The 14,726-nt window shown below is 52.7% G+C and carries 20 protein-coding genes; 7 read left to right on the forward strand and 13 right to left on the reverse strand.

What is annotated here, in order from left to right; genetic code table 11:
- Window positions 1-2: 2 nt before the first annotated feature.
- The 11 genes from npr to NR177_RS01425 form a co-directional block, all read right to left on the reverse strand.
- Window positions 3-275 (reverse strand): PTS phosphocarrier protein NPr, encoded by a 273-nt coding sequence (gene npr, locus NR177_RS01375; RefSeq protein WP_063878131.1) that lies wholly within the window; start codon window positions 273-275, stop codon window positions 3-5.
- Window positions 272-1,126 carry an RNase adapter RapZ gene (gene rapZ, locus NR177_RS01380; protein WP_063878132.1) on the reverse strand — a complete coding sequence of 285 codons (855 nt, stop codon included), beginning with the start codon at window positions 1,124-1,126 and terminating at the stop codon, window positions 272-274. Before rapZ ends, npr begins: the two co-directional genes overlap by 4 nt.
- A gap of 49 nt (window positions 1,127-1,175) precedes the next feature.
- On the reverse strand, window positions 1,176-1,655 hold the full coding sequence (gene ptsN, locus NR177_RS01385) for a PTS IIA-like nitrogen regulatory protein PtsN (RefSeq protein WP_063878133.1): 480 nt from the start codon (window positions 1,653-1,655) through the stop codon (window positions 1,176-1,178).
- 152 nt (window positions 1,656-1,807) lie between these two features.
- Window positions 1,808-2,095 (reverse strand): ribosome hibernation promoting factor, encoded by a 288-nt coding sequence (gene hpf, locus NR177_RS01390; RefSeq protein WP_063878134.1) that lies wholly within the window; start codon window positions 2,093-2,095, stop codon window positions 1,808-1,810.
- 21 nt (window positions 2,096-2,116) lie between these two features.
- A complete protein-coding gene (gene rpoN, locus NR177_RS01395) occupies window positions 2,117-3,553 on the reverse strand; it encodes an RNA polymerase factor sigma-54 (RefSeq protein WP_096011459.1) in 1,437 nt (478 codons plus the stop codon).
- 48 nt (window positions 3,554-3,601) lie between these two features.
- Window positions 3,602-4,327 (reverse strand): LPS export ABC transporter ATP-binding protein, encoded by a 726-nt coding sequence (gene lptB, locus NR177_RS01400; protein WP_256852144.1) that lies wholly within the window; start codon window positions 4,325-4,327, stop codon window positions 3,602-3,604.
- A gap of 5 nt (window positions 4,328-4,332) precedes the next feature.
- Window positions 4,333-4,887 carry a lipopolysaccharide ABC transporter substrate-binding protein LptA gene (gene lptA, locus NR177_RS01405; RefSeq protein WP_063878137.1) on the reverse strand — a complete coding sequence of 185 codons (555 nt, stop codon included), beginning with the start codon at window positions 4,885-4,887 and terminating at the stop codon, window positions 4,333-4,335.
- Window positions 4,856-5,437 carry an LPS export ABC transporter periplasmic protein LptC gene (lptC, locus tag NR177_RS01410; RefSeq protein ID WP_241567392.1) on the reverse strand — a complete coding sequence of 194 codons (582 nt, stop codon included), beginning with the start codon at window positions 5,435-5,437 and terminating at the stop codon, window positions 4,856-4,858. The genes lptA and lptC overlap by 32 nt, the downstream gene beginning before the upstream one ends.
- The gene (gene kdsC / locus NR177_RS01415; RefSeq protein ID WP_256852145.1) at window positions 5,434-6,000 is read right to left on the reverse strand and encodes a 3-deoxy-manno-octulosonate-8-phosphatase KdsC; all 567 of its coding nucleotides are present in this window, start codon (window positions 5,998-6,000) and stop codon (window positions 5,434-5,436) included. The genes lptC and kdsC overlap by 4 nt, the downstream gene beginning before the upstream one ends.
- Window positions 6,001-6,013: 13 nt before the next feature.
- Window positions 6,014-7,000: an arabinose-5-phosphate isomerase KdsD gene (gene kdsD / locus NR177_RS01420; RefSeq protein ID WP_256852146.1), complete on the reverse strand. Its 987-nt coding sequence runs from the start codon at window positions 6,998-7,000 to the stop codon at window positions 6,014-6,016.
- Between the two features lie 16 nt (window positions 7,001-7,016).
- Window positions 7,017-7,997: a calcium/sodium antiporter gene (locus NR177_RS01425; protein ID WP_063878141.1), complete on the reverse strand. Its 981-nt coding sequence runs from the start codon at window positions 7,995-7,997 to the stop codon at window positions 7,017-7,019.
- Between the two features lie 213 nt (window positions 7,998-8,210).
- Here NR177_RS01425 and mlaF point away from each other — a divergent pair, with 213 nt between their 5' ends.
- The 7 genes from mlaF to murA all read left to right on the forward strand — a co-directional run bounded on the left by mlaF (window position 8,211) and on the right by murA (window position 13,022).
- Entirely contained in the window at window positions 8,211-9,026 is an 816-nt protein-coding gene (mlaF, locus tag NR177_RS01430) for a phospholipid ABC transporter ATP-binding protein MlaF (protein ID WP_063878143.1), read from the forward strand.
- A gap of 4 nt (window positions 9,027-9,030) precedes the next feature.
- Complete coding sequence (gene mlaE / locus NR177_RS01435) at window positions 9,031-9,813, forward strand: lipid asymmetry maintenance ABC transporter permease subunit MlaE (RefSeq protein WP_013024331.1); 783 nt, start codon at window positions 9,031-9,033, stop codon at window positions 9,811-9,813.
- 4 nt (window positions 9,814-9,817) lie between these two features.
- The gene (gene mlaD, locus NR177_RS01440) at window positions 9,818-10,372 is read left to right on the forward strand and encodes an outer membrane lipid asymmetry maintenance protein MlaD (protein WP_063881084.1); all 555 of its coding nucleotides are present in this window, start codon (window positions 9,818-9,820) and stop codon (window positions 10,370-10,372) included.
- 16 nt (window positions 10,373-10,388) lie between these two features.
- Entirely contained in the window at window positions 10,389-11,021 is a 633-nt protein-coding gene (gene mlaC, locus NR177_RS01445) for a phospholipid-binding protein MlaC (RefSeq protein WP_063878144.1), read from the forward strand.
- Window positions 11,021-11,317 carry a lipid asymmetry maintenance protein MlaB gene (mlaB, locus tag NR177_RS01450; protein ID WP_063878145.1) on the forward strand — a complete coding sequence of 99 codons (297 nt, stop codon included), beginning with the start codon at window positions 11,021-11,023 and terminating at the stop codon, window positions 11,315-11,317. The genes mlaC and mlaB overlap by 1 nt, the downstream gene beginning before the upstream one ends.
- A gap of 122 nt (window positions 11,318-11,439) precedes the next feature.
- Entirely contained in the window at window positions 11,440-11,697 is a 258-nt protein-coding gene (gene ibaG / locus NR177_RS01455; protein WP_063878146.1) for a BolA family iron metabolism protein IbaG, read from the forward strand.
- Between the two features lie 65 nt (window positions 11,698-11,762).
- Window positions 11,763-13,022, forward strand: coding sequence for a UDP-N-acetylglucosamine 1-carboxyvinyltransferase (murA, locus tag NR177_RS01460; protein WP_063878147.1), 1,260 nt, complete (start codon window positions 11,763-11,765; stop codon window positions 13,020-13,022).
- 79 nt (window positions 13,023-13,101) lie between these two features.
- Here murA and NR177_RS01465 read toward each other — a convergent pair whose 3' ends face one another.
- Together NR177_RS01465 and ispB are read right to left on the reverse strand one after the other, a co-directional pair.
- Window positions 13,102-13,383 carry a helix-turn-helix transcriptional regulator gene (locus tag NR177_RS01465; RefSeq protein WP_063878148.1) on the reverse strand — a complete coding sequence of 94 codons (282 nt, stop codon included), beginning with the start codon at window positions 13,381-13,383 and terminating at the stop codon, window positions 13,102-13,104.
- A 225-nt stretch (window positions 13,384-13,608) separates the two neighbouring features.
- Window positions 13,609-14,580 (reverse strand): octaprenyl diphosphate synthase, encoded by a 972-nt coding sequence (gene ispB, locus NR177_RS01470; RefSeq protein ID WP_063878149.1) that lies wholly within the window; start codon window positions 14,578-14,580, stop codon window positions 13,609-13,611.
- Between the last annotated feature and the right edge of the window lie 146 nt (window positions 14,581-14,726).

Genomic DNA, 14,726 nt, shown 5'->3' on the forward strand with positions numbered 1-14,726 from the left:
CGTTAATCTTCGTCGAATCCGGCTTCAAACAGCTCAATGACAGCGGCCAGTGCTTCGGTTTCCTGCGGGCCGCTGGCCTCTATCTCAATATGACCGCCTTTGGCAGAGTCCAGCATCAGTAACGCAATAACGCTGCTGGCTTCCGCCTCGGTACCGGTCTCATTGCGTAACAGCACTTCTGCATCGAAACTCTGTACCAGTTCAAACAGCTTCATGGCGGGGCGCGCGTGCATGCCCAGCTTATTTCTGATTTCAACAGTTTGCTTAACGGTCATGATTTACGTTTTTCCAGCGTGCGATGACGAGACTGTACATTTTTACCGCGTGAGCGAAAATAGTCAGCCAGCTGCTCTGCGATATAAACCGAACGGTGCTTACCGCCGGTACAACCGATCGCCACGGTGAGGTAGCTGCGGTTATTGGTCTCCAGCATGGGCAGCCAGAGTTCCAGATAGCTACGCGTCTGATAAATGAAGTTATGGACTTCGGTGTGACGATCGAGGAACGCGGCGACAGGCCGATCCAGGCCCGTCATCGGACGTAGCTTGGGGTCCCAGTGTGGGTTAGGCAAAAAGCGCACGTCAAAGACGTAATCGGCATCGATGGGAATACCATGTTTGAAGCCAAACGACTCAAACACCATCGTCAGCTCACGCTCGCGTTTACCCAGCAAGCGGGTACGCAGCATTTCAGCCAGCTCATGTACCGACATTTCTGAGGTATCAATAATCAGATCGGCACGGGAACGCAGAGGCTCAAGCAGGTCACTTTCTTCATCAATCGCGCTTTCCAGCGACAGATTCTTGCTGGATAACGGATGCAGGCGGCGCGTATCACTGTAACGACGGATCAGCGTGTTGCGATCGGCATCAAGAAACAGCAGCTGCGGTGAAAATGCCGAAGGCAGATTGTTGAGCGCTGTTTCAAAAATCTCAGGAGATTCAGGCATATTACGCACATCAATACTGACCGCCGCAGAGATATTGCGCTCGACCAGTGACTCTGCTAACTGTGGCAACAGTACCACTGGCAGGTTATCAACGCAGTAAAAACCCATGTCTTCCAGCGCGCGGAGCGCCACTGACTTTCCTGAGCCTGACCGACCGCTGACGATCATCAGCACCATGACCTTCTCTCCCGTTTTAAATCCGGTTCAAACCGGTAAATCACGCGCTTTATTGCTCTGTTGGTTCTTCGGTAATAATCGCATACAGCTCTTCATCGCTCTGCGCGGCACGCAGGCGGCGGCAAACCGTTTTATCCGCCAGCCGTTTTGCCACTAACGACAGCGTATGTAGATGGGTTTTACACTGGTCAGCCGGAACCAGCAGCGCAAAAAGGAGATCGACGGGCTGGTTATCCACGGCATCGAAAGCAATGGGTTGCTCCAGGCTGATAAAAACGCCTACGGCCCGTAAGGTATCCTCCTCCAGCTTGCCATGCGGAATGGCAATACCGTTACCGATACCGGTGCTCCCCATACGCTCACGCGTAAGAATCGCTTCAAACAACGTTTGATGCGGCAGGTTGAGCTGCTTAGCGGCCAGTTCGCTGATAATCTCAAGCGCCCGTTTTTTGCTTTGGCAGTGTACGCTACTGCGGGTGCAGTCTGGCGAAAGCACTGTGCTCAATTCCAGTGTTAAATCATTGTTCATTATCGTTTCACTTGCGAGTTCACATAGCCATCCAATCAATACGCAGACATCACGTAGCGAGTGAATGGCGCTGGCATAGATGACAAAACGGGGCGGTTAATCCGCCCCATCCTTTCAGCTCTGCGCGCCGGGCGCGCCTGCCAGCGTGAAGGTTAGTGTTTTTTTAGCTTGTCTTTATATTTGGTCAGTTGACGGGCCAACTTGTCAATCAATCCGTCAATCGCCGCATACATATCTTCCGCTTCAGAGGTCGCGTGCAGCTCGCCACCATTGACGTGCAGGGTCGCATCGGCGATTTGCGTCACCTTTTCCACTTTCAGGACAACATACACCTGATTGATATGATCAAAGTAATGTTCCAGTTTGGCAAATTTTGTCGTCAGGAACGCCCGCAAGGGGTCGGTGATTTCAACGTTTTGCCCGGTAAGGTTCAGCTGCATAGGTCTTCCTTCTCATTTCTGTCAAACCAGTTGTTTACGCTGATTTGAAGGCGGTATGGACAAAGACTCGCGATATTTAGCGACGGTTCGACGTGCCACTATTATCCCTTGATCAGATAACATGGAGGTCAGTTTACTGTCACTCAAGGGCTTGGCGGGGTTTTCCGCCGAGATTAATTTTTTCACCAGCGCACGAATAGCGGTAGATGACGCTTCTCCGCCACCTTCAGTATTAACATGGCTGGAGAAAAAATACTTCAGTTCAAAAATGCCACGCGGGCTGTGAAGGTATTTTTGCGTGGTAACGCGGGAAATGGTCGATTCATGCATATCGACAGCCTGGGCAATATCGGCCAGCACCATGGGACGCATAAATTCCTCTCCCTGCTCAAAAAAGGCCTGCTGCTGCTCAACAATACAGCGGGAGACTTTTAATAATGTCTCGTTACGGCTTTCAAGGCTTTTAATCAGCCAGCGGGCTTCCTGCAAGTTGCTGCGGATAAACTGACTGTCGCTGTCGTTACGTCCGGCACCGCCCATGGCGGCGTACTGCTGGTTAATCTTCAGTCGCGGGAGACTGTCGGTGTTGAGCTCAACCGTCCAGCGCGTCGCGACTTTGCGTACCAGCACATCAGGAATAACGTATTCCGGTTCGCCGGTGTTAATCGACTGCCCCGGACGTGGATCGAGCGACTGAATCAGCAGCATCGCCTCTTTCAGCACGTCTTCTTTCAGACGCGTCACGCGCATCAGGCTGCGGAAGTCATGATTAGCAAGAAGATCAAGATGGCTGCTGACGATCAACCGTGCTTCCGCCAGCATAGGCGTTTCGGGCGCGTACTGCGACAGCTGCACCAGCAGGCAGTCACGTAAATCGCGCGCGCCAACGCCGACCGGATCAAAACGCTGAATGCGCTTCAACACGGCTTCAACCTCATCCATTTCCAGCTCATCGTTACCGATACTGTCAAGAATGTCTTCAAGCGAAACGGTAAGGTAACCCGTGTCATCGATGGCATCGACGATGGATGTGGCAATGGCACGATCGTTATCGCTAAAAGGCGTTAACTCCACCTGCCACATCAGGTAGTCCTGAAGAGACTGCGTGGTTTCACCCTGGTAAATCGGCAGTTCATCATCCTGATAATCGGTACCGGTTCCTGAGGGCGTGCCTGCGGTGTAAATCTCATCCCAGGTCGCGTCAAGCGGCAACTCTTCGGGCATATCCTTCTGTTCCAGCGCTTCACGGGTGTCCAGTCCCGCTTCGCCTTCCTGATACTCTTTTGCGTCTATTTCTTCGTGCTGTTCGGTTTGCTCAAGCAGGGGATTACTTTCCAACGCCAGCTGTAACTCTTGCTGAAGTTCAAGCGTAGAAAGCTGCAGCAGACGAATCGCCTGCTGCAGCTGTGGGGTCATTGCCAGTTGTTGGCTGAGCCTGAGTTGCAAACCTTGCTTCATAGACAGGATGGATATTCCCGGGTAAACATCAGTATTAACGACACCTTATCAGAGTCTGAACTCTTCACCCAAATAAACCCGTTTAACTTGCTCATCTGCAAGGACTTCGCTCGGCGTACCGTGTGCAATCAGGTTGCCCTGACTGACGATATAAGCGCGTTCACACACCGCCAGCGTTTCACGCACGTTATGGTCAGTAATCAGCACGCCAAGGCCACTGTCACGCAGGTGTTCAATGATCTTTTTAATGTCGATAACGGAAATGGGATCAACCCCGGCAAACGGCTCATCCAGCAGGATAAATTTCGGATTAGCCGCCAGCGCACGCGCGATCTCAACACGACGGCGTTCACCGCCCGACAGCGATTGCCCCATATTGTCGCGCAGATGCGCAATATGAAACTCATCCATTAGCTCGTTAGCCCGGTCCTGTCGCTGCTCTTCGGTTAAGTCGTCGCGGATTTGCAGCACCGCCATCAGGTTGTCGTACACGCTCAGGCGACGGAAGATAGATGCTTCCTGCGGCAGATAGCCGATGCCGCGACGTGCACGCGCATGGAGCGGCAGAATACTGATGTCTTCGTCATCGATGATGATGCGTCCCGCATCACGCGGAACAATGCCTACCACCATGTAAAAGGTGGTGGTTTTACCGGCGCCGTTGGGGCCCAGCAGACCGACGATTTCACCGGATTTTACCTGCAGACTCACGTCTTCAACCACGCGACGGCCTTTATATGCCTTCGCCAGGTTTTCTGCGATTAATGTGGCCATAGTGATCAGTTACTCTTTTTTTCGCTGTTGGTTGACGCGGGCTTATCCTGCAACTGCGAAGGCACCAGCACGGTCGTCACGCGATTGCTCTGGCCCTGGCTGTAAGCCTGCATTTTTTGCTCTTTGACCAGATAGGTGATGCGGTCGCCTTTGATGTTGCTGTCCAGCTGTTGAATATACGCATTGCCGGTCAGCTCAACAAAGTCATTGGCCAGCTCATAATGCAGCTTGGACGCGTGCCCCTGAACCGGTTTGCCATTGTCCTGCATCTGGTAAAAGGTCGCAGGGTTACCATAAGCATCAACGATAGTTTTCTTACTGTCGCCGCCAGGACGCGTCACCACAACTTTATCAGCGGTAATTTTAATCGAACCTTGGGTGACAATGACGTTACCGGTGAAGGTCGCCACGTTGCCTTGCAGATCCAGAGCCTGGTTTGCAGAGTCGATATTGACGGGTTTGTCCGAGTCACCGGTCAGCGCCAGAGCAGGCACGCTGGTTGCAAGCAGCAGGCTGGCCAGTAAAAACTTAATGCTGTTTTTGTTCATTTTGAATTTCATAAGAAGTTTTGACCTTTTCGATTAACTCGGCGTTCTTTGTCCGTAAATTACCGCGCATTTTCATACCGGTAGAGTTAAAACTGCGGCCATATAACGTCACCTGATCGTCAGACGCGACGTCCTGAGTGACAAGATTGACCTGAGCATTGTCCGTTTTAATGCGCTCAAGCTCAGAATCCGGAGCCAGAGCATTCAACTCGACATGGCCATAAAGATACAGCATACGGTCTTTGGTAAGCTTTGCTTTATCTGCGCGTATCGTCCAGGTAGGCATTTTATTTTCGTCATAGGTGGTCATGACGGGATTATCGAACCAGCTTATTCCGCTGTCTTCAAAATAGGTCACTTTGTCCGATATCAGTTTGTAAGCCAGGCCGCCCTGCGGGTTATAGACCACAGAGTGCGAATTGGCACTGGTGTAGGTTGGCGTTTGATTATTATTCGCTACCGGCGCGCTGCTGTCGCTATCCCGGTTAGTGAAATTCCAGCCAATAAGCACCAGCGCAATCAAGGCCAGACCTAACGTTATCCAACGCCTGCTTTTACTCATACTGATTGCCCTTTGGCATCCTCGAATTTATTTTGCGCCATTAAGATGAGGTCGCACAGTTCCCGAACCGCACCGCGCCCACCGGCTATCCGCGTGACGTAACGCGCGCGCGCCAGCAGTAGCGGATGTGCATCCGCGACTGCCACGCTCAACCCAACTTTTGCCATCACTGGCCAGTCAATCAGATCGTCGCCAATATAGGCCACCTGATCGTCAGAGAGCGACAGTGTATCCAGAAGTTCGCCGTAGGCCAAAAGCTTATCGGATTGCCCCTGATAAAGGTGGCGAATGCCGAGCGTTTTGCAGCGATCTTCCAGCAGTTTGGCCATGCGGCCGGTAATAATAGCCACTTCGACGTCCGAGGTCAGCAGGCAACGCACGCCATAACCGTCGCGCACGTTAAAGGTTTTAAGCTCTTCGCCGCTGTTCCCCATGTAAATCAGGCCATCCGACATGACGCCATCGACGTCGCAAATCAGCAGGCGAATTTTACTGGCGCGCGCCATGACATCGCTACTGACCGGGCCGTAACACGTTTCTAAAGTGGCATTTTCCGACTGCATTGTTTCTTCCTGTTTATACGACGCCAGCGCGCAGCATGTCATGCATATGTACCACACCCAGCAAACGGTCGTCATCGGCCACCAGCAGGGAGGTAATGTTTTTGGTTTGCATCAAATTCAGTGCATCCACCGCCAGTACATTGGGCCGTACGCGGATCCCGCCACGGGTCATCACTTCAGCGATGGTGGCGTTTTGAAAATCAATGCCCATATCGAAGATGCGGCGCAGGTCACCATCGGTAAAGATGCCTTCTATCTTCATCAGATCATCCACAATCACCGTCAGGCCGAGATTCTTACGGGTGATTTCCAGCAGGGCATCCCGCAGTGATGCATCGCGTGTGACGTGAGGTAATTCATCCCCGCTGTGCATAATATCGCTAACGTGTAGCAGCAGCTTACGGCCCAGTGCACCACCCGGATGGGACAGCGCAAAGTCCTCTGGCGTGAAGCCACGCGCCTCCAGCAAGGAAACGGCCAGGGCATCGCCCATGACTAAGGTTGCCGTCGTGCTGGTGGTCGGTGCCAGGCCCAGCGGGCAGGCTTCCTGTGGCACTTTGATACACAGGTGAATATCCGCAGCACGGGCCATCGCGCTTTCAGGGCGGCTTGTCATACAGATTAACTTTATTTTCTGGCGTTTCATCACCGGAATCAACGCCAGAATCTCACTGGATTCACCACTGTTCGAAATCGCGATGACGATGTCGTCTTTACCGACCATGCCAAGGTCGCCGTGGCTGGCTTCAGCAGGATGCACAAAGAACGCCGGCGTGCCGGTGCTGGCAAAGGTTGCCGCCATTTTTTTACCGATATGGCCCGATTTGCCCATGCCCATGACCACGACTTTTCCCCGACAGGCATAAATCAGTCTGCAGGCGTCCGTGAATGCCTCGTTGATATATTGATCAAGTTGTTCAAGGCCTTCGCGCTCGATGCGCAATACCGTTTTACCGGCTTTCTGGAAATCAAAATCTACCGTTGGTTGCTGATATGACATGGTGAATCTGTCCTTTTTAGCCGTCTATAAACGCAGGCTGTAGCCACAGCAGCGTTACCCAGACGAAGAAACCACAGAGTAAAAGCGTGCCTGCCGTACGGCCAACCCGGCGGCGACGCAGCAAACAAAGCATGGCGAACAGCACGCTTACACCAAGCATTATCCAGTAATCGCGTGCAAAAGCGTGATAGTCTACGCTGCCGGGATGAATCAGTGCCGGCAGACCCAAAACGATGGCCAGATTATAAATGTTGGCGCCAATCAGGTTGCCGATAGCAATATCATCTTCACCTTTCAGCGCGCCTGCGATAACCGTTGCCAGCTCCGGCAAACTGGTACCTACGGCGATAAGCGTCAGCCCCATCACCAGCTCGCTGACGCCAAAGTAATCGGCAAATACGGTCGCGTTATCGATCACCATGTGCGTCGACATGGGCAGAATAATCAGCGCCACGGCCAGCCAGAGAAAAGCGACGGTATTTCCGCTCTCTTCACGCGGCAGTTCAGCTAATTGTTCACGCGTTAACGTATCGTTATTATCCTTTTCTGCTTTCCGCGCGATGCGGATCGTCACTATCAGATAAATCGCGGCAATAGCAATCAGTGCAATACCGTCCAGACGACTAAGATAGTTATCGAATAACATGATGCCGCTCAGTAATGAGACCAACACCATCAGCGGCAGTTCACGACGTATTAAATTGGAATGGATGCTCAGGGGATGCAACAACGCTGCACCGCCGAGAATCAAAAGAATATTGGTGATGTTCGAGCCAAGCGCGGTGCCCACCGCCAGATCCATCTGCCCCAACTGCGCAGCAGAGAAGGAGAGAATGATCTCCGGGAGCGAGGTGCCGATACTGACGACGGTCATGCCGATGATCAACGGCGGGATGCCAAAGGATCGACAAAGTATTGCAGCACTAAACACCAGACGATCGGCACCATAAGCCAGTAAAAGCAGACCGATAATCAGCAGTGCGGTAGCGACGAACATGAAAAATCCTTGCTTAAAACCCCTGTTGGCTTGCCTTCAGGTTCTTTGTGACAAAACAGGCGCTGATTTTGACCGTCTGATCGACAAAAGTAAATTTTATGACCGTTTTCGCCAAATCTTTGCATTAAGTTTCTGTAAAGCTATCGTGCGTTTAACCTTAACAGGCTACCATCGTACCCTATTGTTTACGCCCGATCCGTAATAGAGGTGATAATGATCCAACAAAAAACGAACCTGGTTGAGGTTCGTGGCGTGAGTTTTTCACGTGGCGATCGCAAAATTTTCGACGATATTTCGCTGACGGTACCAAAAGGTAAAGTGACGGCGATTATGGGACCGTCGGGGATCGGGAAAACGACGTTGCTACGCTTAATTGGCGGGCAACTGCAGCCTGACAGTGGTGAGATCTGGTTTCGGGATGAGAACATTCCGACATTGTCGCGCACAAAGTTGTACGAAGCGCGTAAAAAGATGAGCATGCTGTTTCAGTCAGGTGCGCTGTTTACCGACCTGACAGTGTACGAAAATGTGGCCTGGCCGCTACGCGAACATACCCGGTTACCCGCACCGATCCTACACAGCACCGTGCTGATGAAGCTCGAAGCGGTGGGGCTGCGTGGCGCAGCACAGCTAAAACCGGCGGAGTTGTCTGGCGGAATGGCGCGACGTGTCGCGCTGGCACGCGCGATTGCGCTTGAGCCAGAGCTGATCATGTTTGATGAGCCGTTTGTCGGGCAGGACCCTATTACCATGGGCGTGCTCGTTAAGCTGATTGATGAACTGAATCATGCGCTGGGCCTCACCTGTATCGTGGTATCGCATGATGTGCCTGAAGTATTAAGTATTGCCGATTACGCTTACATCGTGGCGGGACAAAAAATTATTGCACAGGGTACGACGCCAGACTTGCGTGCTGACAACGATCCCCGCGTGCGTCAGTTTATCGATGGCATCGCGGATGGACCCGTCCCGTTTCGTTTTCCGGCGGGTGACTATTTGGCCGACTTAACCGGTTCAGGGAGAATCTAAGCTGATGTTGTTAAAAGCACTGGCGTCGTTGGGACGCCGGGGAATAGGAACCTGTGCCAGCTTTGGGCGCGCCGGTTTAATGCTTTTTCATGCGCTGGTGGGTAAGCCTGCGTTCCGCAAACATTTTCCGCTGCTGATCAAACAGCTTTACAGCATCGGCGTACTGTCTCTGGTGATCATTGTGGTCTCCGGCCTGTTTATTGGCATGGTGCTGGGGTTGCAGGGTTATCTGGTGTTAACCACCTATGGCGCAGAAACCAGTCTGGGCATGTTGGTGGCGCTGTCGCTGCTACGTGAACTGGGGCCGGTTGTGACGGCGCTGCTGTTTGCGGGACGGGCAGGATCGGCATTAACGGCAGAGATTGGACTGATGAAAGCGACCGAACAGCTTTCCAGTATGGAAATGATGGCGGTCGATCCGCTGCGCCGTGTTGTCTCGCCACGCTTTTGGGCGGGCTTTATCAGTATGCCGCTGCTGGCGTTAATTTTTACCGCCGTAGGGATTACCGGCGGTGCGCTGGTTGGCGTGAGCTGGAAAGGCATTGATCCCGGCTTCTTCTGGTCGGCCATGCAAAACGCCGTCGATTTTCGTAGCGACGTGGTCAACTGCATTATTAAAAGCGCTGTGTTTGCCGTTACTGTCACCTGGATTGCGTTGTTTAATGGTTACGATGCGATCCCGACCTCTGAAGGTATTAGCCGCGCCACGACGCGCACCGTGGTGCATGCATCACTGGCGGTGCTCGGTTTAGATTTTGTGCTGACAGCACTGATGTTTGGGAATTGATGCGATGCAAAGCAAAAAAAGCGAAATTTGGGTTGGCGTGTTTATGATCATGGCACTGATTGCCGTGCTGTTTCTCTGCCTGCGCGTGGCAGATCTCAAATCTCTGGGGACGGAACCAACCTGGAAACTGTATGCCACCTTCGATAATATCGGCGGCCTGAAAGCCAGTTCGCCGGTGAAAATCGGTGGTGTGGTGATTGGCCGTGTAACGGATATTGATCTTGAACCTAAAACGTTACTGCCGCGCGTTACGATGGCGATCAGTGACAAATACGCCAACCAGATCCCGGATACCAGCTCGCTGGCGATCCGTACTCAGGGTTTACTGGGCGAGCAATTCCTGTCGTTAAATATCGGCTTTGACGATCCCGAACTGGGGTCGTCAATGTTGAACGATGGCGGCACGATACGTGATACCAAGTCGGCGATGGTGCTGGAGGATTTGATTGGCCAGTTCCTGTATAAAAGCGGCGACAACAAAGGCAACAAGCAAACCAGTGACAGTAAGGATGCGCAGGGCGGCGACGTGGCCGCACCGGCAGCAGCAGCTCAACCTTAAATAGAGGGATAACATGATGTTTAAACGTTTTCTGATGATTGCCATGCTGGTGGTCGCGCCACTGGCTGCGACTGCGGCCGATCAAAGTAATCCTTATAAACTGATGAATGAAGCGGCAAACAAGACGTTTACCCGCCTGAAGAATGAGCAGCCGAAAATCAAGCAGGACCCTAACTATCTGCGTGAGATCGTCCGTCAGGAGCTGCTGCCTTATGTGCAAATCAAGTATGCCGGCGCGTTAGTGCTGGGCCGTTTCTACCGAGATGCCACACCGGCGCAGCGTGAAGCCTACTTTAAGGCGTTTGGTGACTATCTGGCGCAGGCTTATGGCCAGGCGCTGGCGCTTTATCACGGCCAGACTTATCAGATTGAACCTGAGAAGCCGATTGGCAATACGAATATCCTCGCTATCCGCGTAACCATCATCGATCCTCAGGGCCGTCCGCCTGTGCGTCTGGATTTCCAGTGGCGTAAAAACAGCCAGACCGGCAACTGGCAGGCTTTTGATATGATCGCGGAAGGCGTGAGCATGATCACCACCAAACAGAATGAGTGGGGCGATCTGTTACGTACGAAAGGGATTGATGCGCTGACTGCCCAGTTGGAATCTTCAGCGAAACAGCCTATCACCCTGGATCAAAACAAATAATGCAGGCATCACTGCACTGGTCCCGCGAGGCAAATACGCTGCGGCTGGAAGGCGAGCTGGACCATGACACGCTGCTGAGCCTGTGGGAGCAGCGTGAAACGCTGGTTAAGGCGGTCGAATTGATCGATGTCTCCGCCCTGGAAAGGGTGGATTCATCGGGGCTTGCGTTGCTGGTGCATCTGCGGGAGATTGCCTCGCAACAGGGAGGCACGCTGCGCTTTGTTGGCATTGGCGACAAACTGCAGTCATTGATCACCCTTTACAACCTGCAACAAATTATTGTTTCTGCGGATTAAAGCGCCTGAATTCGCCTTTCGCGCAAAAGCCCCGGTCCTGTACAGGGGCTTTTGCGTATTTAAGAATCAGGCACTTTCCTCTACTATGTCAGCCTTATTATTATTAAGTGAAGTTAAGAGCGATGGAAAACAGTGAGATTCAGGCCGTGCTGATGGCAGCGCTGCCCTTAGAAGAAGTTCATGTCATCAGCAATGATGGCAGCCATTTTCAGGTGATCGCCGTGGGCGAGTTGTTTGGTGAGTTAAGCCGCGTTAAGAAGCAGCAGGCTGTGTATGCGCCGCTGATGGAATTTATTGCGGACAACCGCATTCACGCGGTCTCCATCAAAACTTACACGCCTGCTGAGTGGGCACGTGACCGTAAACTTAACGGTTTTTGATTCCCTCCGGGGCCGCTCGATCTGAGCGTGACCGTTTACTAGCCAGTTAATTGAGAACCGTGTTAATGGATAAATTTCGTGTGCAAGGCCCCACCCGCTTAAGTGGTGAAGTGACCATTTCCGGCGCGAAGAACGCCGCTCTGCCCATTCTGTTTGCTGCTTTACTGGCTGAAGAGCCGGTCGAGATCACGAATGTGCCAAAGCTGCGTGACATCGACACTACCATGAAGCTGTTGACACAGCTGGGTGCCAAAGTTGAGCGCAACGGTTCTGTACACGTCGATGCCAGCGGCGTAGACGTTTTTTGCGCGCCTTATGAACTGGTAAGAACCATGCGCGCTTCAATCTGGGCGCTGGGTCCGCTGGTGGCGCGTTTTGGTCAGGGCGAAGTGTCACTGCCTGGCGGCTGCGCCATCGGCGCGCGTCCGGTTGACCTGCACATTACGGGCCTGGAGCAGTTAGGTGCAGAGATTAAGCTGGAAGAAGGTTATGTCAAAGCCTCAGTCAATGGCCGCCTGAAAGGCGCGCTGATCGTGATGGATAAAGTCAGCGTGGGCGCGACCGTTACCATCATGAGCGCAGCGACGCTGGCGACCGGCACCACCGTGATTGAGAATGCGGCACGTGAACCTGAAATTGTGGATACGGCTAACTTCCTGAATACGCTGGGCGCAAAAATCAGTGGCGCAGGTACCGATAAAATTACCATCGAGGGCGTTGAGCGCCTGGGCGGCGGCGTTTATCGCGTGCTGCCAGACCGTATTGAAACCGGCACCTTCCTGGTCGCGGCAGCGATTTCCGGTGGCAAGGTTCTGTGTCGTAACGCCCAGCCCGATACGCTGGATGCGGTGCTCGCTAAGCTGCGCGATGCCGGTGCAGACATTGAAACCGGTGAAGACTGGATCAGCCTGGATATGCACGGCAAACGCCCTAAAGCGGTCAACGTGCGTACGGCTCCCCATCCGGGTTTCCCGACCGATATGCAGGCGCAGTTTACGTTGCTGAATCTGGTGGCCGAAGGGACGGGACTTATTACCGAAACCATTTTCGAAAACCGCTTTATGCACATTCCTGAGCTGATTCGTATGGGCGGGCACGCAGAAATTGAGAGCAATACCGCAATCTGTCATGGTGTGGAAACCTTATCAGGGGCACAAGTCATGGCTACGGATCTTCGCGCCTCAGCCAGCCTGGTGCTGGCAGGTTGTATTGCGGAAGGCACTACGCTGGTCGATCGCATTTACCACATTGACCGCGGCTATGAGCACATTGAAGATAAGCTGAAAGCGATGGGTGCGAATATCGAGCGCATCAGCGGCGAATAAGAATAAGTTCGCTGCTTCACGCGGATAAAACCAGCCTTGAAACACGGCTGGTTTTTTTTCATCCTCAGATCGCGTTACGTTAGTTATTGGCTTCGTTATCTGTCGATCGCACACGTTTTTTGCGATCCAGCAAACAATGGGTTTCAGGATCGTAATAACGGCTTGGCCATATCTCGGACGGATGGACATTGATCGCATCGGCAATCAGCCATTCGCCTTTAGGCCAGGGGCGCGAAAGCGCGTTGGCCAGGGTTGATGAGCTTAGTCCTGACTGACGTGAAAGCGCCGCAAGTGTGGTACCGCGTTTACGAAGCGCGGCAATAATATCGGCAGGATGCCAGTCCTCAGTCCTGTTCTGCATAACCTTTTTCTCCTTGTCCTTGTCAGTAAGTCACACGCGAGTGGTGATAACTTATTTAAATACTATCTGGAAATTTATGGGTTTTTATATCAGAGAATTTCCATAAGATTCCAGTAATATTTAGGCAAGCAGACAGAACTGAGCGACCTGACGCAAAAGGCGCGTAACGCATGCAAGGGCGGAGAAAGGGGGAGAGCAACGGAGCCAGGGCGGCTCCGTCAGGGATCAGAAATCGCGTTGTACCGACATGTGCGCCAGTGACTCCAGGGCCGAGCGCCACGGCGTTTCTGGCAGAATCTGCAAGGCTTCAATGGCTTTATCGGCCTCCTGTTCAGCACGCTTACGCGTCCATTCCAGTGAGCCACACTGATTCATGGCTTCCAGAACCGGTGCCAGTAAATGGCGGCCATTACCCTGTTCAATAGCATCACGGATCATTTTCGACTGCTCAGGCGATCCATTGTTCATCGCATGAAGCAGGGGCAGGGTGGGTTTACCTTCGCTGAGATCGTCGCCGGTATTTTTCCCCAGGGTTTCCCCGTCCGCGCTGTAATCCAGTAAATCATCAATTAACTGGAAAGCCGTTCCCAGATAGCGCCCATAATCCTGCAGAGCCTTTTCTTGCGCCGGCGTTGCCTCCGCTAAAATTGCCGATGCCTGCGAGGCCGCTTCAAATAAGCGCGCGGTTTTACTGTAGATCACCCGCATATAGCTCTCTTCCGTGATGTCAGGATCGTTGACGTTCATCAGCTGGAGCACTTCACCTTCAGCGATGACGTTCACCGCTTCAGACATCAGCGCCAGGATGCGCAGCGAACCCATGCTGGTCATCATCTGAAAGGCGCGAGTATAGATAAAATCACCAACCAGCACGCTGGCTGCATTGCCAAATGCAGCGTTCGCGGTGGCCTTACCACGGCGCATATCGGATTCATCCACGACATCGTCATGCAGAAGCGTGGCGGTGTGGATAAATTCGATCAGCGCCGCATTGGTGACGTGTAGATCGCCCTGATAGCCCATGGCGCGCGCTGACAGCACGGCAATCATGGGACGGATGCGTTTACCGCCACCACTGATGATGTAATAGCCCAGCTGGTTGATGAGCGAGACATCTGAATTCAGCTGGTCGAGTATGGTCTGGTTAACGGCAGCCATGTCCTGTGCGGTTAATTCGTTAATCTGTTCTAAGTTCATTCGTCTTTTCAGCTATGACTCGTTTCTCTGCCATGGTAAGCGGTTTTACCCAGCCAGCGTTCAGTAATCTGTTACTGATTGTACTTGAATTTTCAGGTTGAGAAACGTTTGCATTGAGCCTGTGTTTTTTTTCTGCAAGAGTGTGC

The sequence above is a fragment of the Pantoea sp. Fr+CA_20 genome, from assembly GCF_024520835.1.
In the GTDB taxonomy this organism is placed as follows: domain Bacteria; phylum Pseudomonadota; class Gammaproteobacteria; order Enterobacterales; family Enterobacteriaceae; genus Pantoea; species Pantoea allii.